This is a genomic window from Micromonospora sp. NPDC048830, assembly GCF_043198215.1.
GTDB lineage: Bacteria > Actinomycetota > Actinomycetes > Mycobacteriales > Micromonosporaceae > Micromonospora.
Window position 1 is genome coordinate 38,479 of the sequence record NZ_JBICUP010000005.1, and the last position, 20,549, is coordinate 59,027.

At 72.7% G+C, this 20,549-nt stretch carries 20 protein-coding genes; 7 read left to right on the plus strand and 13 right to left on the minus strand.

The annotated features are described in order from the left end of the window. Positions 1-169: 169 nt before the first annotated feature. The 9 genes from ACGFIZ_RS06715 to ACGFIZ_RS06755 all read right to left on the minus strand — a co-directional run bounded on the left by ACGFIZ_RS06715 (position 170) and on the right by ACGFIZ_RS06755 (position 7,218). Complete coding sequence (locus ACGFIZ_RS06715) at positions 170-316, minus strand: hypothetical protein (protein ID WP_393416534.1); 147 nt, start codon at positions 314-316, stop codon at positions 170-172. 40 nt (positions 317-356) lie between these two features. Next, positions 357-803 (minus strand): metal-sulfur cluster assembly factor, encoded by a 447-nt coding sequence (locus ACGFIZ_RS06720; RefSeq protein ID WP_393416536.1) that lies wholly within the window; start codon positions 801-803, stop codon positions 357-359. A gap of 76 nt (positions 804-879) precedes the next feature. Further along, positions 880-1,353, minus strand: coding sequence for a Fe-S cluster assembly sulfur transfer protein SufU (sufU, locus tag ACGFIZ_RS06725; protein WP_393416538.1), 474 nt, complete (start codon positions 1,351-1,353; stop codon positions 880-882). Continuing rightward, a complete protein-coding gene (locus tag ACGFIZ_RS06730) occupies positions 1,353-2,657 on the minus strand; it encodes a cysteine desulfurase (RefSeq protein WP_393416540.1) in 1,305 nt (434 codons plus the stop codon). The genes sufU and ACGFIZ_RS06730 overlap by 1 nt, the downstream gene beginning before the upstream one ends. Positions 2,658-2,663: 6 nt before the next feature. Continuing rightward, positions 2,664-3,437: a Fe-S cluster assembly ATPase SufC gene (gene sufC / locus ACGFIZ_RS06735; RefSeq protein ID WP_393416542.1), complete on the minus strand. Its 774-nt coding sequence runs from the start codon at positions 3,435-3,437 to the stop codon at positions 2,664-2,666. Next, positions 3,437-3,763, minus strand: coding sequence for a non-heme iron oxygenase ferredoxin subunit (locus tag ACGFIZ_RS06740; protein ID WP_393416544.1), 327 nt, complete (start codon positions 3,761-3,763; stop codon positions 3,437-3,439). Before ACGFIZ_RS06740 ends, sufC begins: the two co-directional genes overlap by 1 nt. Continuing rightward, positions 3,763-4,959: a Fe-S cluster assembly protein SufD gene (sufD, locus tag ACGFIZ_RS06745; RefSeq protein WP_393416546.1), complete on the minus strand. Its 1,197-nt coding sequence runs from the start codon at positions 4,957-4,959 to the stop codon at positions 3,763-3,765. The genes ACGFIZ_RS06740 and sufD overlap by 1 nt, the downstream gene beginning before the upstream one ends. Before the next feature lie 97 nt (positions 4,960-5,056). Next, positions 5,057-6,487 (minus strand): Fe-S cluster assembly protein SufB, encoded by a 1,431-nt coding sequence (gene sufB / locus ACGFIZ_RS06750; protein WP_393416548.1) that lies wholly within the window; start codon positions 6,485-6,487, stop codon positions 5,057-5,059. After that, complete coding sequence (locus ACGFIZ_RS06755) at positions 6,484-7,218, minus strand: helix-turn-helix transcriptional regulator (RefSeq protein WP_393416851.1); 735 nt, start codon at positions 7,216-7,218, stop codon at positions 6,484-6,486. The genes sufB and ACGFIZ_RS06755 overlap by 4 nt, the downstream gene beginning before the upstream one ends. Positions 7,219-7,417: 199 nt before the next feature. On the opposite strand from ACGFIZ_RS06755, the gene ACGFIZ_RS06760 reads away from it, so the two are divergent. Further along, positions 7,418-8,404 carry a heme A synthase gene (locus tag ACGFIZ_RS06760; protein ID WP_393416550.1) on the plus strand — a complete coding sequence of 329 codons (987 nt, stop codon included), beginning with the start codon at positions 7,418-7,420 and terminating at the stop codon, positions 8,402-8,404. 120 nt (positions 8,405-8,524) lie between these two features. On the opposite strand, the gene ACGFIZ_RS06765 is transcribed toward ACGFIZ_RS06760, so the two are convergent. The 3 genes from ACGFIZ_RS06765 to ACGFIZ_RS06775 all read right to left on the minus strand — a co-directional run bounded on the left by ACGFIZ_RS06765 (position 8,525) and on the right by ACGFIZ_RS06775 (position 11,035). Then, positions 8,525-9,451, minus strand: coding sequence for a RimK family alpha-L-glutamate ligase (locus ACGFIZ_RS06765; RefSeq protein WP_393416552.1), 927 nt, complete (start codon positions 9,449-9,451; stop codon positions 8,525-8,527). A 6-nt stretch (positions 9,452-9,457) separates the two neighbouring features. Next, positions 9,458-9,790, minus strand: coding sequence for a hypothetical protein (locus ACGFIZ_RS06770; protein WP_393416554.1), 333 nt, complete (start codon positions 9,788-9,790; stop codon positions 9,458-9,460). A gap of 288 nt (positions 9,791-10,078) precedes the next feature. Further along, complete coding sequence (locus tag ACGFIZ_RS06775; protein ID WP_393416556.1) at positions 10,079-11,035, minus strand: heme o synthase; 957 nt, start codon at positions 11,033-11,035, stop codon at positions 10,079-10,081. 296 nt (positions 11,036-11,331) lie between these two features. On the opposite strand from ACGFIZ_RS06775, the gene tkt reads away from it, so the two are divergent. The 6 genes from tkt to pgl all read left to right on the plus strand — a co-directional run bounded on the left by tkt (position 11,332) and on the right by pgl (position 20,127). After that, on the plus strand, positions 11,332-13,470 hold the full coding sequence (tkt, locus tag ACGFIZ_RS06780; RefSeq protein WP_393416558.1) for a transketolase: 2,139 nt from the start codon (positions 11,332-11,334) through the stop codon (positions 13,468-13,470). Between the two features lie 16 nt (positions 13,471-13,486). Beyond that, positions 13,487-14,644 (plus strand): transaldolase, encoded by a 1,158-nt coding sequence (gene tal, locus ACGFIZ_RS06785; RefSeq protein ID WP_393416560.1) that lies wholly within the window; start codon positions 13,487-13,489, stop codon positions 14,642-14,644. A 193-nt stretch (positions 14,645-14,837) separates the two neighbouring features. After that, on the plus strand, positions 14,838-16,487 hold the full coding sequence (locus ACGFIZ_RS06790) for a glucose-6-phosphate isomerase (RefSeq protein WP_393416562.1): 1,650 nt from the start codon (positions 14,838-14,840) through the stop codon (positions 16,485-16,487). Between the two features lie 178 nt (positions 16,488-16,665). Then, entirely contained in the window at positions 16,666-18,180 is a 1,515-nt protein-coding gene (gene zwf, locus ACGFIZ_RS06795) for a glucose-6-phosphate dehydrogenase (RefSeq protein WP_393416564.1), read from the plus strand. A gap of 31 nt (positions 18,181-18,211) precedes the next feature. Further along, the gene (locus ACGFIZ_RS06800; protein ID WP_393416566.1) at positions 18,212-19,228 is read left to right on the plus strand and encodes a glucose-6-phosphate dehydrogenase assembly protein OpcA; all 1,017 of its coding nucleotides are present in this window, start codon (positions 18,212-18,214) and stop codon (positions 19,226-19,228) included. 128 nt (positions 19,229-19,356) lie between these two features. Then, the gene (gene pgl / locus ACGFIZ_RS06805; protein WP_393416568.1) at positions 19,357-20,127 is read left to right on the plus strand and encodes a 6-phosphogluconolactonase; all 771 of its coding nucleotides are present in this window, start codon (positions 19,357-19,359) and stop codon (positions 20,125-20,127) included. A gap of 74 nt (positions 20,128-20,201) precedes the next feature. Here pgl and secG read toward each other — a convergent pair whose 3' ends face one another. After that, entirely contained in the window at positions 20,202-20,462 is a 261-nt protein-coding gene (gene secG, locus ACGFIZ_RS06810; RefSeq protein WP_347668429.1) for a preprotein translocase subunit SecG, read from the minus strand. Between the last annotated feature and the right edge of the window lie 87 nt (positions 20,463-20,549).

The following is a 20,549-nucleotide window of genomic DNA, read 5'->3' on the forward strand; positions in this document are numbered from 1 at the left end:
CCGTACGGCACCACCCGGCCGCACCCAAACCAACCCACGAAGCGGGTCGGCTGGTCACCGCCCGACCGTACGGCACCACCCGGCCGCACCCAAACCAACCCACGAAGCGGGTCGGCTGGTCACCGCCCGACCGTACGGCACCACCCGGCCGCACCCAAACCGCAATTGGTCAGCCGTCCAGCAGCGTACCGACGGCGAGGGCGGCGATGATGGCGATGGACAGCAGCGCGGTGGCGAGGGCCCTGGACGTCACCCGCTGTCGGCCCGCGGCCACGACCGCGGCGACGGGCGGGAACGCGTCGAGCGCGGCGCCCACTGGGGCGTCGCGCTCGACGGAGATCCGGCGCGGGGCCGGGTCAGACGTTGAAGCCGAGGGCGCGCAGCTGGTCCCGACCCTCATCGGTGATCTTGTCCGGGCCCCACGGCGGCAGCCAGACCCAGTTGATCCGGAAGTCGTTGACCAGTCCCCCGCCGGGGCCGGTGGTCAGCGCCTGCCGGGTCTGGTCCTCGATGACGTCGGTCAGCGGACAGGCCGCCGAGGTCAGCGTCATGTCCAGGGTGGCGACGTTGTCGTCGTCGACGTGGACGCCGTACACCAGGCCGAGGTCGACCACGTTGATGCCCAGCTCGGGGTCGACGACGTCCTTCATCGCCTCCTCGATGTCGCCCAACGCCGCCTTGCCGCCGCCGGCCGGGGTGGCCCCGTCGGCGGCCAGCGTCTCCGTACCCTCGGTGGCCGGCGTCGCCGTGCCGTCGGTCGCCACGGCGCCCGCCTCCGGCGTGGTCGTGCTGTCCTCGCTCATGCCGTCCCCTCGCTTCGCTCGGCGCCGGCATGAGCGGTTCCGGTGCTGTGCCGATGATTCGCTCGCTGACGCTCGCTCATGCCTTCACCTCCGGGCTCGCGCCCACCCCCGCGCGTGCCGCGGCGTCCTTGAACGCCATCCACGGCAGCAGCGCACACTTGACCCGGGCCGGGTAGCGGGCGACACCCGCGAACGCCACCCCGTCCCCGAGCACGTCCTCGTCCGGTGTGACCTGGCCCCGGCCGGACATCAACTCGACGAACGCCTCGTGCACGGCGAACGCCTCCCCCGCGTCCCGGCCGCGCAGCAGCTCGTGCAGCACGCTCGCCGACGCCTGGCTGATCGAGCAGCCCATGCCGTCGTACGAGATGTCGTGCAGCACGTCGCCGTCGGTGGCGACCCGTACGGTCACCTCGTCCCCGCAGGTCGGGTTGACGTGGTGCGCCTCGGCGACCCGGTCGGCCGGGTCCTCGGCGTCGCGCAGGCCACGGCCGTGCGGGTGCTTGTAGTGGTCCAGGATGATCTCCTGGTAGAGCTGGTCGAGCTGCATCAGTCGAACACCTTCCGCACCTGCTCGAGACCGGACACCAACGCGTCGATCTCGTCCGTCGTGGTGTACAGGTAGAACGACGCCCGCGTCATGGCCGGTACGCCGAACCGGGTGCACACCGGCTTCGCGCAGTGGTGCCCCACCCGGACCTGCACGCCGAGCGAGTCCAGCACCTGCCCCACGTCGTGCGGGTGGATGTCGCCGAGCGCGAACGAGATCGTCCCGCCCCGGCCCACCGGCACGGTCGGCCCGAAGATCCGCAGGCCGGGCACGGTGGCGAGGGCGTCCAGCGCGTACGCCGTCAGCTCCTTCTCGTGCCACTGCACCGCCCGCATGCCCAGGCCGGTGAGGTAGTCCACGGCCGCCCCGAGCGCCACCGCCTCGGCGATCGGCGGGGTGCCCGCCTCGAACCGGGCCGGCGGCGCGGCGAACGTGGACCGCGCCATGGACACCGTCTCGATCATCGACCCGCCGCCGAGCACCGGGGGCATCGCGGCGAGCAGTTCGCCCCGGCCCCACAGCACGCCGATGCCGGTCGGGCCGCACATCTTGTGCCCGGTGAAGACGATGAAGTCGGCGTCGAGGTCGACCACGTCCACCGGCATGTGCGGCACCGACTGCGAGCAGTCGAGCAGCAGCAGCGCCCCCACCTGGCGGACCCGCTCGGTGATCCGGGCGGTGGCGTTGACCGTGCCGAGGATGTTCGACGTGTGCACCAGCGAGACGATCTTCGTCCGCTCGGTGACCAGGTCCTCCAGCCCCGACTCGTCGAGCCGGCCGTGGTCGGTGACCGGGAACCAGCGCAGGGTCGCGCCGGTACGCTCGCACAGCAGCTGCCACGGGACGATGTTCGAGTGGTGCTCCATCTCGGAGATCACCACCTCGTCCCCCGGGCCGAGGCGGAACCGGGGGTCGGCGTCGGGCCGCAGCGACGCGTTGGAGAACGCGTACGCGACGAGGTTGATCGCCTCGGTGGAGTTCTTGGTGAACACCACCTCGTCCACGCTCGGCGCGTTGACGAACGCGGCGATCTTCGCCCGGGCCCCCTCGTACGCCTCGGTCGCCTCGGTGCCCAGCGTGTGCACCGAGCGCGACACGTTGGCGTTGCGCCGGGCGTAGTGCTCGGCGAGGACGTCGAGCACCTGCCGCGGCTTGTGCGAGGTGTTGGCGCTGTCGAGGTAGACCAGCCGGTGCCCGTTGACCTCCCGGTCGAGGATCGGGAAGTCCGCGCGTACGGCGGCCACGTCGAAGCGGGGCACGTCGTCGTACTGCGGCATGCCCGCCGGGATCGCGATGGAGGTCATCGGAGTTCAGACCCGCGCCGAGCCGGCCCCGGCCACGTACCGCTCGTAGCCCTCGTCCTCGAGCTTCTCGGCCAGCTCCGGGCCGCCCTCCTCGACGATCCGGCCGGCGACGAAGACGTGCACGAAGTCCGGCTTGATGTAGCGCAGGATCCGGGTGTAGTGGGTGATCAGCAGCAGGCCGGTGTCGCCGGTGTCGCGGACCCGGTTGACCCCCTCGCTGACCACGCGCAGCGCGTCGACGTCGAGGCCGGAGTCGGTCTCGTCGAGGATCGCCACCTTCGGCTTGAGCAGCTCCAGCTGCACGATCTCGTGCCGCTTCTTCTCGCCGCCGGAGAAGCCCTCGTTGACGTTGCGCTGGGCGAACGCCGGGTCCATCTGGAGCTTCTCCATCGCGCCGCGCAGCTCGCCGGCCCAGGTGCGCAGCTTCGGCGCCTCGCCGTCGATCGCCGTCTTCGCGGTACGCAGGAAGTTGGCCACCGAGACGCCAGGGACCTCGACCGGGTACTGCATGGCCAGGAAGAGGCCGGCGCGGGCCCGCTCGTCGACGGACATGGCCAGCACGTCGGAGCCGTCGAGGGTCACCGAGCCGCCGGTGATCTCGTACTTCGGGTGGCCGGCGATGGAGTACGCCAGGGTGGACTTGCCGGAGCCGTTGGGGCCCATGATGGCGTGGGTCTCACCGGACCTCACGGTCAGGTCGACCCCGGCCAGGATCGGCTTGAGCTCACCCTCGGGCAGCTTGACCGACACCTTCAGGTCGCGGATCTCCAGGGTGCTCATTATCGGGTCACTCCATTGCTCGGCGTGAGGCTGACGTAGATGTCGCCGTCGCGGACTTCGACGGGGTAGACGGGGACGGGTTCGGTGGCGGGCAGCCCGGTCGGCTCGCCCGTACGCAGGTCGAAACGGGATCCGTGCAGCCAGCATTCCAGCGCGCAGCCCTCGACCTCGCCCTCGGAGAGGGCGACCGCGGCGTGGGAGCACTCGTCGTACACGGCGTAGAACTGGTCGTCCTCGCCGTGCACGACGGCGATCCGGGTGCCGTCGACGTCGGCGCTGATCGCGGTGCCCTTCGGCACGTCCTCGGTCCCGCAGATCCTGATCATCAGGCGCCGGCCTTGCTGAGGCGGGCCTCGATCGCGTCGCCGAGGCGCTCCCGCAGCTCCTCGACCGGGATCTTGTTGATCAGCTCGGCGAAGAAGCCGCGCACCACCAGGCGGCGGGCCTCGCCCTCCGGGATGCCCCGGGCCATCAGGTAGAACAGCTGCTCGTCGTCGAAGCGGCCGGTCGCGCTGGCGTGGCCGGCGCCGGCGATCTCGCCGGTCTCGATCTCCAGGTTCGGCACGGAGTCCGCCCGGGCGCCGTCGGTGAGCAGCAGGTTCCGGTTGATCTCGTACGTGTCGGTGCCGGTCGCCTCCGCCTGGATCAGCACGTCGCCCACCCAGACCGTGTGGGCGTCCTCGCCCTGCAGCGCGCCCCGGTAGCCGACGTAGCTGCGGCAGTCCGGCACGTTGTGGTCGACGAGCTGGCGGTGCTCCAGGTGCTGGCCGCCGTCGGCGAAGTAGACGCCGTAGAGCTCGGCCTCGCCGCCCCGGCCGGTGTACTCCACCGAGGTGTACTGCCGGACCAGGTCGCCGCCGAGAGTGACCTGCACGTGGACCACCTTGGCGTCGCGGCCCAGCCTCACCTTGAGGTGCTGCGCCTGGACGGCGTCGTCGGCCCAGTCGGCGACGGTGACCAGGGTCAGCTTCGCGCCGTCGGCCACCGCCACCTCGACGTTGTCGGCCAGCGTGGCCGAGCCGGTGTGCTCCACCACCAGGGTCACCTCGGCGAACCGGCCCACCTCGACGAAGGTGTGGCCGAAGGCGAGCGCGTCGGCGCCCTCGCCGACCACCCGCAGGCGCGCCGGCTCGCCCACCACCGCGTCCGCGGCGACCTGGACCAGCAGCGCCTCGGCCGCGCCGCCGTGGGCCAGCGCGCTGACCCGGTCGAACGGGGTGAGCACGCTGCCCACCCGCGGATCGTCCCTGCCGATCCGGCTGACGGCGACGCCCTCGGGCAGGTCGCCGTACTCGTGGCGGACCGCGCCGGTCGCGGCCTGCGCCTCCGGCAACTCCAGCTCGGCGCGTCCGGCGCCGCGCTGCGACCTGGAGCCGTCGCCACCGACCAGGCCGCGCAGGCGCTTGAGGGGGGTGAAGCGCCACTCCTCCTCCAGGCCCGTGAGGGCCGGGAAGTCGGCGACGTCGTACGAGCGGAGCGCCTGCGACTTGGTGCTGGGCGGCGCGGAAGCCTGGGTAGTCATCTCTTCCTTGGTCTGTTCTACGACGACGGTGTCATTGATCGGAGGGTCGGTCGGGCCCGTGCGGCCCGGCCCGATGGATCGGGGCTCGCGGGCGGCGTCAGCCGACCGCGCCCTCCATCTGGAGCTCGATCAAGCGGTTGAGCTCCAGCGCGTACTCCATCGGAAGCTCCTTGGCGATCGGCTCGATGAAGCCGCGCACGATCATCGCCATCGCCTCGTCCTCGCTCAGGCCCCGGCTCATCAGGTAGAAGAGCTGGTCCTCGCTGACCTTCGAGACGGTCGCCTCGTGCCCCATCGCCACGTCGTCCTCGCGGATGTCGACGTACGGGTAGGTGTCGGAGCGGGAGATCGTGTCCACCAGCAGCGCGTCGCACTTGACGGTGCTCCTGCTGCTGAACGAGCCCTCCAGCACCTGCACGAGCCCGCGGTACGAGGTGCGGCCGCCGCCCCGGGCGATCGACTTCGACACGATGGTGCTGCTGGTGTGCGGCGCCGCGTGCACCATCTTGGCCCCGGCGTCCTGGTGCTGGCCCTCGCCGGCCATGGCCACCGACAGCACCTCGCCCTTGGCGTGCTCGCCGGTCATGTAGACCGCCGGGTACTTCATGGTGACCTTGGAGCCGATGTTGCCGTCGATCCACTCCATGGTCGCGCCCTCGTGGCAGACGGCGCGCTTGGTGACCAGGTTGTAGACGTTGTTCGACCAGTTCTGGATGGTCGTGTAGCGGCACCGGGCGTTCTTCTTCACGATGATCTCCACCACGGCGCTGTGCAGCGAGTCCGAGGAGTAGATCGGGGCGGTGCAGCCCTCGACGTAGTGCACGTACGCGCCCTCGTCGACGATGATCAGCGTCCGCTCGAACTGGCCCATGTTCTCGGTGTTGATCCGGAAGTACGCCTGCAGCGGGATCTCCACGTGCACGCCCTTCGGCACGTAGATGAACGAGCCGCCGGACCACACGGAGGTGTTCAGCGCGGCGAACTTGTTGTCGCCGACCGGGATCACCGTGCCGAAGTACTCCTTGAACAGGTCCTCGTGCTCCTTGAGCGCGGTGTCCGTGTCCAGGAAGACGACGCCCTGCTCCTCCAGGTCCTCGCGGATCTTGTGGTAGACGACCTCGGACTCGTACTGCGCCGCGACACCGGCGATCAGCCGCTGCTTCTCCGCCTCGGGGATGCCCAGCTTGTCGTAGGTGTTCTTGATGTCCTCGGGCAGGTCCTCCCAGCTGGTGGCCTGCTTCTCGGTGGACCGGACGAAGTACTTGATGTTGTCGAAGTCGATCCCGGTGAGGTCGGCGCCCCAGGCCGGCATCGGCTTGCGGCCGAACAGCCGCAGGCCCTTCAGTCGCAGGTCGAGCATCCAGGCCGGCTCGTTCTTCTTGCCGGAGATGTCCCGCACCACCGCCTCGTTGAGGCCGCGCTGGGCGGACGCCCCGGCGACGTCGGGGTCTGCCCAGCCGTACTCGTAGCGACCGAGGGCGGCGAGCTGCTCATCCTGGGTCAGGGGCTGGACGATCTGCTCGGTCATCTATCTGTCCTCACAGTGGTGACGGTGTTACCGGACTGGACACGTGCCGGCTGGGCCGGGATGTGCGTGGTGCAGACCCCGTCGCCGTGCGCGATGGTGGCCAGGCGCTGCACGTGGGTGCCGACCAGCCGGGAGATGACCCCGGTCTCGGCCTCGCACAGCTGGGGGAACTCGGCGGCCACGTGCGCCACCGGGCAGTGGTGCTGGCAGAGCTGGCCGCCGGAGGCGATCGTCGACGCGTTGGCAGCGTAGCCCTCGGCGGTGAGCGCCCCGGCGAGCGCCTCGGCCCGCGCGAGGGGGTCCTCGCCGGCGTCCTCCATGGCGGCCCGGCAGCGGGCCTCCAGCGCCTCCACCTGCTCGGCGGCGAACGCCTCCACGGCCTCGGGCCCACCGTTACGGGCGATCCAGCGCAGCGCCGCGGTGGCCATGTTGTCGTAGTGGTGGGTGCCGCAGCGCACGCGGGCCGCGTCGGTCAGCAGGAACACCTTCGCCGGGCGGCCGCGCCCCCGGCCGCCCCGTACGGCCTGCTCGCGGGCGATCACGTCGCCGTCGGCGAGCATCGCGTCGAGGTGCCGGCGGATCGCCGCCGGGCTGAGCCCGAGCGCCACGCCGAGCTGGGCGGCGGTGGTCGCCCCGCGCTCCAGCAGCAGCTGGGTGACCCGGTCCCGGGTGGAAAGATCGGCGGACGCGGCCTGCGACAACTCCAGCTCGGCGCGTCCGACGCCGCGCAGCGACCCCGAGCCGTCGCCGACGCCGCGCCGCGACCCCGAGCCGTCGCCGACGGCCGGCGTGGTGGCCGGCTGCCGCCCGGAGAGCGCCGCCGCGTTTTTCACAACGGCAACGTTACGTAATTCGCGGCGGGCCCGCAATCCCACCCCCGGTGACGCGAGCCACCGGTACGCCGGAGTCACCCGATCGGGCTCCACTACGGTGCGTAGGATTTGTCGCGTGAAGCACTCCGCCCGGCACCCGGTCTCCGCCGCCCTGCTGCGCCGGCTGGCGTACGCGTCGATCATCGCCAACGTGGCCATCGTGGTCACCGGCGGGGCCGTCCGGCTGACCGCCTCCGGCCTCGGCTGCCCGACCTGGCCCCGGTGCACCGACGCCTCGTACGTCGCCACCCAGGAGATGGGCGTGCACGGGGCGATCGAGTTCGGCAACCGGCTGCTCACCTTCGCCGTGGGGATCATCGCGCTGGTCGTCGTGGTGGGCGTGCTCCTGCACCGGCCCCGACGACGGGGGCTGCTGCCGCTCGCGGTCGCCGTGCTGTTCGGCATCCCGGCGCAGGCGGTCATCGGCGGGATCACCGTGCTGACCAACCTCAACCCGTGGGTGGTCGGGCTGCACTTCCTCGCCTCGATGGTCGTTATCGGGCTGGCGTACGCGCTCTGGCGGCGCATCGGCGAGCCGGACGGCCCGACGGTGCCCACCGTGCCGGCGCCGCTGCGGGCGCTGGCGCTGCTCACCACCGTGGTCAGCGCCGCGGTGCTGGTGATCGGCACCTGGGTCACCGGCAGCGGCCCGCACGCGGGCGACCAGGGCGCGGCACGCAACGGGCTCGACCCGGAGGCGATCTCGCAGGTGCACGCCGACGGCGTGTTCCTGCTGATCGGGCTGTCCGTGGCGCTGATCTTCGCGTTCCGCGCCGTGGGCGCCCGGCGGGCCGAGCGGGCGGCGGTCGTGCTCGTGGCGGTCGAACTGGGGCAGGGCGTGATCGGCTTCGTGCAGTACTTCACCCACCTGCCGGCGGTGCTGGTCGGCGCCCACATGCTCGGCTCGTGCCTGGTGCTGCTGGCCACCCTCGCGGTCCAGTGGTCCACCCGCGAACGCCGCCCGACCCCGGTCACCCCGACCCCGACCCCGACCCCGACCGCGCCGGACGCCGCCCCGGCCGCCCCGATCCCCACCGCCGCCTGACCCCACCGCGCCCGGTTGCGCGCCCCTCCGGGGCGCCGCGCCCGTCAAGATCCGCGCAACTTCTGTGAAGTAGTGGCCTCGAACGGCGCACGAGGGGACAACTTCCGTGAAGTTGCCCCCTCAACCGAGCGGCGGGGCCAGGCGCAGGTGGGTGAGGACGGCGTCGGCCAGGCGGTCGGGGGCGCCGTCGGCGTACCCGAGAAACAGGCTCGGCTCGGTGAGCTCCAGCTCGACCAGCACCGGCCCGCCGTCCGGGCCCGGGATGAGGTCGACCCGGGCGTACAGCAGGCGCCGCGGTCCACCGGGCACCGCCGCGAGGACCCGCTCCGCCACGGCCAACTGCTCCGGGGTGGCCGTGCGCGGCGTGATCACCTCGGGCTTGTAGAGCCCTGCCACGCCCAGGTCGGGACCGGTCAGCATCGGCCCCTTGCGGATGGCGTGGCTGAACCGGAGCCCGTGCGGGCCGGCGAGGAACAGCAGCGCCGTCTCGCCGTCGGCGTCGACGGCCGACAGGTACGGCTGGACCATGGCGAGCCGGCCGGCGTCCGACAGCCGGCGCAGGTGCGCCGCCGCCAGTGACCGGTGCTCCGGATCGGCCAGGTCGTACCGGCCGGTGTCCTGGCTGCCGGCGCTGACCGCCGGCTTCACGACGTACTCGCCGGCCGCGGGGGGCTCCCAGGACTCCCCCGGCGCCACCCAGGCGGTGGGGACGGTCGGCACCCCGGCGGCGGACAGTTCGGCCAGGTAGCGCTTGTCGGTGTTCCAGCGCACCACGTCGGCCGGGTTCGCCAGCCGGGGCACGGTGTCGGCCCAGGCCACGAACTCGTCGCGGCGCGGCGCGTAGTCCCAGGGCGAGCGGAGTACGACCAGGTCGTGGGCCGCCCAGTCGGCGGCCGGATCGTCCCAGGCGGCGGCGGAGACGGTGACGCCCCGCCCGGCCAGCGGGGCGAGCAGCAGCCGGTCGTCCGGATCGAGGTCGGGCAGCTCGGTGCACGTGACGAGAGCGACCCGGGGTTCCCCCCGGGTCGACTGGTGGTGGGTGGTCAACCTATGTCAACGGGCCATCGTGCGCCGGGCCATGGACCGCCAGAGGTCGTTGCTCGGCCGCATCTGGTCCATCAGTTCCCGCTCCCAGGCGTTCTCGACGGCGACTCCGGCCGTGGCGCAGGCCTGCCGCGCGACGTCGGTGTCGTCGGCGAACTGGTCCGCCCACGCCCCGTCCGCGCCCACGAGGACGATGCGCGCCCCACGCTTGCCGACGTACTCGATGACCGCCTTCGCCCCGCCGTGCCCGGCGGCGAACGACTTGATGCCCGCGACCAGGCCGTTGGGCGCCTGCCCGGCGGTCTGTTCAGCCGTCAGCGTCGTATCGGAACCATCTGCCATGACGCGAAGCCTAAGCAGACTTTGGCCGTCCTGCGCGAGAAGCATGAACGAATTGTGATTCCGATTACCTGCACGTTTAAGGAAGACCACAGGTAACTTGCCCGATTATATGCGGATTTTTGGGGGCAAATGGTCGGCAAAAAGTTGTCCGATCCGTTGCAAGTTGAGCGGACCAGACTCATACCGAAATACGCCCGATGGGCGACATGGACGGAAAAGTCATCCATGGTGGTGATTTGTCGGCGCAAGTCGCCCGCGACGCGGCCCCGGCCGGCTTGCCGTCCGGGGTCAGATCAGGGCGTCGACCGCGACGGCGGCGAAGACGATCGTCAGGTAGACGTACGACCAGTGGAACAGCCGCATCGGCTGGACCGCCCCGCCCCGGGCCACCTGGCGGCAGAGCTTGTGCGCCTCGGCCACGAAGATCCCGCCGGCGACCAGCGCGGTGACGCCGTAGAGCGGGCTCATCCCCAGCGGCCACACGGCCAGCGACGACAGCAGGGTCAGCCAGGCGAACAGGATGATCTCGGCGTTGACCCGGCGGGCGGAGGCCACGACCGGCAGCATCGGGATGCCGGCCCGAGCGTAGTCGGCCTTGTACTTCATCGCCAGCGGGTAGAAGTGCGGCATCTGCCAGAAGAACACCACCGCGAACAGCGCCCAGGCGGCCGGGGCCAGCGAGCCGGTGACCGCCGCCCAGCCGATCAGCACCGGGGCCGCGCCGCACGCGCCGCCCCAGAAGGTGTTCTGCGGCGTCGTGCGCTTGAGCCAGAGCGTGTAGACCAGGTCGTAGTAGGCGATCGCGGCCAGGGTCAGCCCGGCGGCCAGCCAGTTGGTGAACGCGGCCATCAAGGCCACCGAGACGACCGCCAGCACCAGCCCGAAGACCAGGGCGTTGCGCGGCGACACCGAGTGCGTCGGCAGCGGGCGGCGCTTGGTGCGCCGCATCACCTGGTCGATGTCCCGGTCGATGTAGCAGTTCAGGACGCTGGCCGCGCCGGCGGCGAGCGAGCCGCCCACCAGCACCACCGCCATCAGCCACAGCGACGGCAGCCCGCCCTCGGCGAGCATCATCGCCGGGACGGTGGTGACCAGCAGCAGCTCGACGATGCGCGGCTTGGTCAGGGCGACGTACGCGGAGACCACCGCCCGGGCGTCCCGCCGGGCCGCCGCCGGCGCCCCGGCCACCGTGCGCACCGGCTGCCCGGCAGGGTCGCTGACGGGGCGCTCGGTGATCATGCTCACGGATTGCCACCTTCCGGCGTCGGCGGAGTCGCCGCGGTCCACCTTCGGGCGGACCACAGGGGGAGGTCGGGTCGGTCGGACCCCGTCCGGGCCCACACACCGACCCACAGACTACGCGTCGTCGTTTTCGCTGCCCGGGCGACCCGACAACGGTGCGGACGGTCACACCCCCGGTGGATCGTCCGACCCGGTCGGACCGGCACAGACCAGCATGTAGATCCCCGGGCGAGCGTTTAGAACCACTCGATAGGGTCACTACCGAGGGTTCCGCCCAACTGCCGAGGAGCACAACGATCGTGGCTGCCAACCGACCCGAGCAACCCGCACTCAACTGGTCCGACCTCGACCGCCGGGCCGTCGACCTCGTCCGCGTGCTGGCCATGGACGCCGTGGAGAAATCCGGCAACGGCCACCCCGGCACCGCGATGAGCCTCGCCCCCGCGGCGTACCTGCTGTTCAACCGCGTGATGCGGCACAACCCGGCGGACCCGAACTGGCCCGGGCGGGACCGCTTCGTGCTCTCGGCCGGCCACTCCAGCCTGACCCTCTACATCCAGCTCTTCCTCTCCGGCTACCCGCTGGGGCTGGAGGACCTGAAGGCGCTGCGGCAGTGGGGCTCGCTGACCCCGGGCCACCCCGAGCACGGCCACACCCCGGGCGTGGAGACCACCACCGGCCCGCTCGGCCAGGGCATCGGCAACGCGGTCGGCATGGCCATGGCGGCCCGCCGCGAGCGCGGCCTGTTCGACCCGGAGGCGGAGCCGGGCGCCTCGGTCTTCGACCACGACATCTGGTGCATCGCCTCGGACGGCGACATCGAGGAGGGCATCAGCCACGAGGCCAGCGCGCTCGCCGGCCACCAGCAGCTGGGCAACCTCACGCTGATCTTCGACGACAACGAGATCTCCATCGAGGACGACACCCGCATCGCCAAGAGCGAGGACGTGGCGGCCCGCTACGCGGCGTACGGGTGGCACGTGCAGACCGTCGACTGGCGTGCCGGCGACGCCGACCAGGGCGAGTACCACGAGGACGTCGAGGCGCTGTACCAGGCGCTGCTGGCGGCCAAGGCCGAGACCGGCCGCCCCTCCTTCATCGCGCTGCGGACCATCATCGGCTGGCCCGCGCCGAACAAGAAGAACACGGGCAAGATCCACGGCTCGGCGCTGGGCGCCGAGGAGGTGGCCGCGACCAAGCAGCTACTCGGCTTCGACCCGGCCCAGACCTTCCAGGTCGAGGACGAGGTCCTCGGCCACGCCCGCCAGGTGCTGCAGCGCGGCGCCCGGGCCCAGCAGGGGTGGGACGCGGCGTACGCGGACTGGGTGAAGGCGAACCCGGAGCGCAAGACGCTGTGGGACCGGATGGCCGCGCGGGCCCTGCCGCAGGGCTGGGCGGACGCCCTGCCGACCTTCCCGGCCGACGCCAAGGGCATCGCCACCCGGGCCGCGTCCGGCAAGGTGCTGGAGGCCCTCGCGCCGGTGCTGCCCGAGCTGTGGGGCGGCTCGGCCGACCTGGCGGAGAGCAACAACACCACCATGAAGGGCGAGCCGTCCTTCATCCCGGCCGCCTGGGCCACCAAGGAGTTCCCGGGCCACGAGTACGGCCGCACGCTGCACTTCGGCATCCGCGAGCACGCCATGGGCGCCATCCTCAACGGCATCGCCCTGCACGGCGGTACCCGCCCGTACGGCGGCACGTTCCTCGTCTTCAGCGACTACATGCGCCCCTCGGTGCGGCTCGCCGCGCTGATGAAGCTCCCGGTGGTCTACGTCTGGACGCACGACTCGATCGGCCTCGGCGAGGACGGCCCGACGCACCAGCCGGTGGAGCACCTGACCGCGCTGCGGGCCATCCCCGGCCTGGACGTGGTCCGCCCCGCCGACGCCAACGAGACCGTGTGGGCGTGGCGGCAGGCCCTGGAGCACACCGACCGGCCGACCGCGCTGGCGCTCAGCCGGCAGGCGCTGCCGACGCTGGACCGCTCGACCCTGGCCGGCGCCGAGGGCACCGCCAAGGGCGGCTACGTGCTGGCCGAGGCGTCCACCGGCCAGCCGCAGGTGATCCTCGTCGGCACCGGCTCCGAGGTGCAGCTCTGCCTCACCGCCAGGGAGCGGCTGGAGGCCGACGGCACCCCCACCCGGGTGGTGTCGATGCCGTGCCAGGAGTGGTTCTTCGCCCAGAACGAGGCCTACCGGGAGTCGGTGCTGCCGCGCGGGGTAAAGGCACGGGTGAGCGTGGAGGCGGGCATCGGCATGCCCTGGCGCGCCATCGTCGGGGACTCCGGCGAGAGCGTCAGCCTGGAGCACTACGGCGCGAGCGCCCCGCACACCGTGCTCTTCGAGCAGTTCGGGTTCACCCCCGACCGGATCGTGGCCGCCGCGCACGCGGCGCTGACCCGGGTGGGCGAGATCACCGGTTTCACGACCGGCAACTGAGGGGAGCGTGGACGGCATGACGGACAGGCTGACTGAGCTGAGCGCCGCCGGGGTGGCGGTCTGGCTCGACGATCTTTCCCGGACGCGGCTGAGCTCCGGCGGGCTGGACCAGCTCCGCCGGGAGAAGCGCGTGGTCGGGGTGACCACCAACCCGACGATCTTCGCCAAGGCGCTCGGCGACGCCGCCGAGTACGACTGGCAGCTGCGCGACCTCGCCACCCGGGGGCTGGAGGTGGAGGAGGCGGTGCGCATGCTCACCACGTACGACGTGCGGTGGGCCTGCGACGTGATGCGCCCGGCGTACGACGCCACCGCCGGCGTCGACGGCCGGGTCTCCATCGAGGTGGACCCGCGGCTGGCCCACGAGACGGCGAAGACCGTCGCCGAGGCCAAGGCGCTGTGGTGGCTGGTCGATCGCCCGAACCTCTTCATCAAGATCCCGGCCACCGAGGCCGGGCTCCCGGCGATCACCGCGACCCTGGCCGAGGGGATCAGCGTCAACGTCACGCTGATCTTCGGGCTGGACCGGTACTCGCAGGTGATGGACGCCTTCCTCGCCGGCCTGGAGCAGGCGAAGGCCAACGGCCACGACCTGTCGAAGATCGGCTCGGTGGCGTCGTTCTTCGTCTCCCGCGTCGACACCGAGGTGGACAAGCGGCTGGAGAAGGTCGGCTCGGACGAGGCCAAGGCGCTGCGCGGCAAGGCCGCCGTAGCCAACGCCCGGCTGGCGTACGAGCGCTACTGCGAGGTCTTCTCCTCCGCCCGGTGGCAGGCCCTGGCCGACGCCGGGGCCCACCCGCAGCGCCCGCTGTGGGCGTCCACCTCGACGAAGAACCCGGACTACCGGGACGTCATCTACGTCGAGGAGCTGATCGCGCCCGGAACGGTCAACACCATGCCGGAGGCGGTCATCCACGCCTTCGCCGACCACGGCGAGACCCGTTCCGACACCGTCACCGGCGCGTACGACGACGCCCGCAAGGTCTTCACCGACCTGGCAGCGGCCGGCGTGGACATGTCCGACGTGATCGCCACCCTGGAGCGGGAGGGCGTGGAGAAGTTCGAGGCCAGTTGGGTGGAGCTGCTCGACGGGGTCCGGCGCTCCCTCAAGGCGGCGGGCCAGGGCAGCGGGCGGCCGGGCCAGGCCGCCAAGAAGGCGGGGGGCACCGCGTGACGGACGGCCGCGGACGCGCCTCGGGGCACCGCCCCGGGGCGCGCCGCGCGCCCGGCCGAGGTGACCCCGGAGCGCGCCGCGGGCCGGGCCGGCGGACTACCCCAGCGGGCCGTCAGGCGCCCGGGACGCGCCGTGCCGCCCGCCACGGGCTGCCCGGGGCGCGCGACGCCCTCCGGCGGGAAGGAACGGCGACGTGAGCGACCTGCTGTCCGGTCCCGTGGAGGCGGCGGCCGGGCTGGCCGTGTACGGCGCGGACGCGGTCGACCGGTCCGCGCCCGCCTCCGCCCGCGACGCCCTGGTCCGCCGGGGCGTCGCGGCGAAGCTGACCGCCAAGGATCCGACGCTGTGGGGCCCGGAGGCCGCGGCCGAGGCGCGCATCCGCCTCGGCTGGCTGGACACCCACCGGCGCAGCCGGGAACTGCTCCCCCAACTCGCCGAGCTGACCGCCGAGCTGGCCGACCTGGACCACGTGGTGCTCGCCGGCATGGGCGGCTCGTCGCTGGCCCCCGAGGTGATCACCCGCACGGTGGGCCGGCCGCTGACCGTGCTGGACACCACCGACCCGGGCCAGGTCCGCAGGGCGCTGGCCGACCGGCTGGAGCGCACCGTCGTCGTGGTGGCCAGCAAGTCCGGCTCGACGGTGGAAACCGACAGCCACCTGCGCGCGTACCGGCAGGCGTTCCTGGACGCCGGGCTGACCGAGGCGGAGGCAGGCCGGCACTTCGTCGTGGTCACCGACCCGGGCTCCCCGCTGGAGGCCGCCGCCGCCGAGCTGGGCGCCGTTCCGGTGCTCGCCGACCCGCAGGTCGGCGGCCGGTACGCGGCGCTGACCGCGTTCGGGCTGGTCCCGGCCGCGCTGGCCGGGGTCGAGGTGACCGAGCTGCTGGACCAGGCCGACGCGCTCGCCGGGGCGCTGGGGCGCGACGCCGACAATCCCGGCCTGGCGCTGGGCGCCGCCCTCGGCGCCGCGGCCACCCTGGGCCGGGACAAGCTGGCCCTGGTCGGCGACGGCACCGGCCTGGACGGGCTCGGCGACTGGATCGAGCAGCTGATCGCCGAGTCGACCGGCAAGGCCGGACTCGGTATCCTGCCGGTCGTGCTGGAGTCCCCCGCCGCCCCCGGCGGCGCCGGCCCGGACGTGCTGACCGTCGCCTACGGCGGCGCGCTGGCGGCCGGGACCGTCCCCGGCGGCGGCTGCCAGCCGGACGTCGCGGTCAACGGCCCGCTCGGCGCCCAGTTCCTGACCTGGGAGTACGCGACCGCGGTGGCGGGCGTGGTGCTCGGGGTGAACCCGTTCGACCAGCCGAACGTCGCGGAGAGCAAGGACAACACCCGGCGCATCCTGGCCTCCGGCGCGCCGGCGGAGACCCCGGCGTTCACCGAGGGCGCGATCGAGGTGTACGCCCCGGCGGGCGCCCCCGGCGACCTGACCGGCGTGCTGCGGCACCTGCTCGACGGGATCGGCGGCGACGGCTACCTGGCCGTCATGGCGTTCCTGGACCGGATCGGCGACGCCGCGGTGGCGGGTCTGCGCCCGCTGCTCGCCGAGGCGTCCGGCCGGCCGGTCACCTTCGGCTGGGGGCCGCGGTTCCTGCACTCGACCGGCCAGTACCACAAGGGCGGCCCCGGGGTGGGCGCCTTCCTCCAGTTGACCGGTACGGTCGAGGATGATCTGCCGGTGCCCGGGCAGCCGTACTCCTTCGGGGAGTTGCAGGCGGCCCAGGCCGCCGGCGACCGGCAGGCCCTGGCCGGCCGGGGGCGCCCGCTGCTGCGGCTGCACCTGACCGACCGGGCCGCGGGGGTGGCCCAGCTGCTCGATACGGCCCGGCGGTTACGGGCATGACGATGGACGATGTGGAGCTGAACAGAGGTGGCATCGTGAGCGCGAGGAGTGAGCCGGTTTTGCGAGCCCCGCAGTCGCGAACTCAGCCAGCGACCGTGAGCGCGAGGAGTGAGCCGGTTTTGCGAGCCCCGCAGTCGCGAACTCAGCCAGCGACCGTGAGCGCGAGGAGTGAGCCGGCGTGAATCCGCTGCGCGATCCCCAGGACCGGCGGCTGCCCCGGATCCCGGAGCCGTGCGCTCTGGTGATCTTCGGCGTGACCGGTGACCTGGCGCGGAAGAAGCTGCTGCCGGCGGTCTACGACCTGGCGAACCGGGGTCTCCTGCCACCCGGTTTCGTGGTCCTGGGCTTCGCCCGGCGCGACTGGGGCGACGGCGACTTCGAGTCGCTGGCCCACGACGCGGCCAAGCAGCACGCCCGGACCCCCTGGCGCGAGGAGGTCTGGGCCCGGCTGGCCGGCAACATCAAGTTCGTGGGCGGCTCGTTCGACGACGACGCCGCCTTCGACCACCTGGCCGCCACGCTGGACGACCTGCGCGACTCCCACGGCATCCACGGCAACGCCGCCTTCTACTTCTCCATCCCCCCGGCCGCCTTCCCGGTGGTGCTCAAGCAGCTCGCCCGCACCGGCATGGCCGACAACGCGAAGTCCGGCGGGTGGCGCCGGGTGGTGGTGGAGAAGCCGTTCGGGCACGACCTGCCGTCGGCGAAGGAGCTCAACGACCTGGTCGACGACGTCTTCACCCGGCCGGACGTCTTCCGGATCGACCACTACCTGGGCAAGGAGACGGTCCAGAACATCCTGGCCCTGCGCTTCGCCAACAGCCTGTTCGAGCCGCTGTGGAGCGCCCGGTACGTCGACTCGGTGCAGATCACCATGGCCGAGGACGTCGGCATCGGCACCCGGGCCGCCTTCTACGACTCCGTCGGCACCGCCCGGGACGTCCTGCAGAACCACCTGCTCCAGCTGCTGGCGCTGGTGGCGATGGAGGAGCCGACGAGTTTCGACGCCGACGAGATCCGCACCGAGAAGCTGAAGGTGCTCAAGGCGATCACGGTGCCGAAGGACGTCGCCCGGGACACGGTGCGCGGGCAGTACCTGCCGGGCTGGGTCGGGGGCCAGCGGGCGAAGGGCTACCTGGAGGAGGAGGACGTCCCGCCGGACTCCACCACCGAGACCTACGTGGCGGTGCGGCTGGGCATCCAGAACCGCCGCTGGGCGGGGGTGCCGTTCTACATCCGGGCCGGCAAGCGGCTGCCCCGGCGGGTCACCGAGGTCGCCATCATGTTCAAGAAGGCGCCCCACCTGCCGTTCGACCCGGCCGACATGGAGATGCTCGGCAACAACCAGCTCGTCATCCGGGTGCAGCCGGACGAGGGCGTGGTGCTGAAGTTCGGCTCGAAGGTGCCGGGCACCACGATGGAGGTCCGCGACATCGCGATGGACTTCCAGTACGGTGAGGCGTTCACCGAGTCCAGCCCCGAGGCGTACGAGCGGCTGGTGCTGGACGTGCTGATCGGCGACCGTACCCTCTTCCCCGACGCCGCCGAGGTCGAACAGAGCTGGGCGGTGGTGGACCCGCTGGAGCACGCCTGGGCCGGCACCCGACCCGAGCCGTACCGGGCCGGCGAGTGGGGCCCCCGGGCCGCCGACGAGATGCTGGCCCGCGAGGGCCGGGCTTGGCGGAGAGCGTGAGCGAGCACTGCTACCGAACCAGGAGGCTCCAGTGATCGGCCTGTGGGACACCACCGGCAACGAGGTGGTCAAGGCGCTCGCCGCGGAGCGGCGCAGCGCCGGTGGGGTGGCCAGCGGCATGGCGCTCACCCTGATCGTCGTCGCCGACGAGAAGCGGGTACGGGAGGCGGAGGCAGCCGCCACCATCGCCGCCGCCGCCCACCCGTGCCGGCTGCTCGTCGTGGTCCGCACGGACGTCGAGCGGGACCGCAACCGGCTGGACGCGGAGATCGTCGTCGGGGGCCGGCTCGGCCCGTGCGAGGCGGTGGTCATGCGCATGTACGGCCGGCTCGCGCTGCACGCCGAGTCGGTGGTGATGCCGCTGCTGGTGCCGGACGTGCCGGTGGTGACGTGGTGGCACGGCGAGCCGCCGGAGGAGATCGCCACGGACTTCCTCGGCGTGGTCGCCGACCGGCGGATCACCGACGCGGCGCAGGCCGCCGACCCGATCGAGGCGCTGCGCCGGCGCGCCCGGGACTACGCCCCCGGCGACACCGACCTGGCGTGGACCCGGATCACCCCGTGGCGCACCCTGGTCGCGGGCGCCTTCGACACCACCGAGGCGCGGGTCACCGCGGCCCGGGTGGTGGCGCCGCCGGCCGACCCGACCGCCGCCCTGATGTGCGGCTGGCTGGGCAGCCGGCTGGGGATCAGTCCGCAGTGGGAGCGGACCGACGGCTTCCCCCGGATGCGTGAGGTGCAGCTGACCTGCGCCAACGGCGACGCGCTGACGCTGACCCGGGAGGACAGCGTGGCGACGTTCCGGCGCAGCGGGCAACAGGACCGTCAGCTGCCGCTGGTGCGCCGGCCGCTCGGCGACGAACTGGCCGAGGAGCTGCGCCGGCTGGACGCCGACCAGGTGTACGCCGAGGCGCTCGGCGCGATGGCCGGCGTCTCCGGGCTGGACCAGCGCCCCGGGCAGCGGGTGCACGTCTGGAAGGACCCGGCGACCGCGCAGCGCGCCGAGGCGGGGGTGACCGCCCACTCGGGGACCAGCGCGACCCCCTGAGGTCACGGACGGGCGGCCCGCCCGGCGGTGGCCCGGTGGCCACCGCGGGGGCCGCGACGGCGGGCCGCCGGCCCGCGGGCACGACGAACAGGGACCGCGAGGGCGGTCGGAAACGAAGGCAAAAACAGATGAGTGAGGCGAGTGTCGCCGTCCATGCCGACGCCAACCTGCTCGCGCAGGCGGTGGCGGCCCGGCTGGTGGTGAAGCTGCTCGACGCCCAGGCCGACCGCGGCCAGGCGTCGGTGGTGCTGACCGGCGGGCGGATCGCCGCGGCCGTGTACCGGGCGGTGGCCGCGCTGCCGGCCCGGGACGCGGTGGACTGGTCCCGGGTCGACGTGTGGTGGGGCGACGAACGCTTCCTGCCGGCCGGCGACCCGGATCGCAACGAGACGCAGGCCCGGGCGGCGCTGCTGGACGCGATGCCCCTGGACCCGGCCCGGGTGCACCCCATGCCGGCCTCCGACGGCCCGGCCGGCGCCGACCCGGAGGCCGCCGCCGCCGGGTACGCCGCCGAACTGGCCCGCGCCGCGCGGCCGGGCCACGCCACGCTCCCCCACTTCGACGTGCTGATGCTCGGCGTCGGCGAGGACGGGCACGTCGCCTCGGTCTTCCCGGAGCACCCGGTGCACCACGACAACCGGCCGGTCAGCGCCGTGCGGGGCAGCCCCAAGCCGCCGCCGGTGCGCACCACTTTGACCCTGCCGACGATCAACACCGCCGACGAGGTCTGGCTGGTGGCCAGCGGCGCGGACAAGGCCGGGGCGGTGAGCATGGCGCTGGCCGGGGCGGGGCCGGTCCAACTGCCGGCCGCCGGGGCGCACGGCGTCAGCCGTACGCTCTGGCTGCTCGACCGGGCCGCGGCGGCGGGCGTCCCGCCCCGCCTGCGCAGCCTCCGCTGAGGGGCGGAAACGACTGCGCGCGGCCCGTCAAATGACGGACCGCGCGCAGTCTGTACGACTCGACAGGCTCGCTGTCAGGCCCCGCTGGCGAGCTGGAGGCGCAACCACAGCCCCAGCCCCACGATGCAGGCGAACCAGACGATGCCCACCAGCACCGTGTAGCGGTCGAGGTTCTTCTCGGCCACCGAGGAGCCGGCGAGGCTGGAGCTGACGCCACCACCGAACATGCTCGACAGCCCGCCGCCCTTGCCTCGGTGCAGCAGGATCAGCATGGTGAGCAGGACGCTCGTGATGATCAGCAACACGATCAACGTGTATGCGAACCAGATCGGCATGGCTGGGGTCAGTCCTCTCGTAGCGATCCTCGCCCGGGCAGGTCGGGCACGGCGGCACCGACCGGCGGACGGGCGGAGTCAAGGATA

What these genes read in the sequence shown, in the direction of transcription:
- tal (WP_393416560.1), top strand. Translation starts at nt 13,487, where the DNA reads ATGACGGACAGGCTGACTGAGCTGAGCGCCGCCGGGGTGGCGGTCTGG.
- sufU (WP_393416538.1), bottom strand. Translation starts at nt 1,353, where the DNA reads ATGCAGCTCGACCAGCTCTACCAGGAGATCATCCTGGACCACTACAAG.
- sufC (WP_393416542.1), bottom strand. Translation starts at nt 3,437, where the DNA reads ATGAGCACCCTGGAGATCCGCGACCTGAAGGTGTCGGTCAAGCTGCCC.
- secG (WP_347668429.1), bottom strand. Translation starts at nt 20,462, where the DNA reads ATGCCGATCTGGTTCGCATACACGTTGATCGTGTTGCTGATCATCACG.
- ACGFIZ_RS06770 (WP_393416554.1), bottom strand. Translation starts at nt 9,790, where the DNA reads ATGGCAGATGGTTCCGATACGACGCTGACGGCTGAACAGACCGCCGGG.
- ACGFIZ_RS06740 (WP_393416544.1), bottom strand. Translation starts at nt 3,763, where the DNA reads ATGATCAGGATCTGCGGGACCGAGGACGTGCCGAAGGGCACCGCGATC.
- sufB (WP_393416548.1), bottom strand. Translation starts at nt 6,487, where the DNA reads ATGACCGAGCAGATCGTCCAGCCCCTGACCCAGGATGAGCAGCTCGCC.
- ACGFIZ_RS06720 (WP_393416536.1), bottom strand. Translation starts at nt 803, where the DNA reads ATGAGCGAGGACAGCACGACCACGCCGGAGGCGGGCGCCGTGGCGACC.
- ACGFIZ_RS06730 (WP_393416540.1), bottom strand. Translation starts at nt 2,657, where the DNA reads ATGACCTCCATCGCGATCCCGGCGGGCATGCCGCAGTACGACGACGTG.
- sufD (WP_393416546.1), bottom strand. Translation starts at nt 4,959, where the DNA reads ATGACTACCCAGGCTTCCGCGCCGCCCAGCACCAAGTCGCAGGCGCTC.
- pgl (WP_393416568.1), top strand. Translation starts at nt 19,357, where the DNA reads ATGAGTGAGGCGAGTGTCGCCGTCCATGCCGACGCCAACCTGCTCGCG.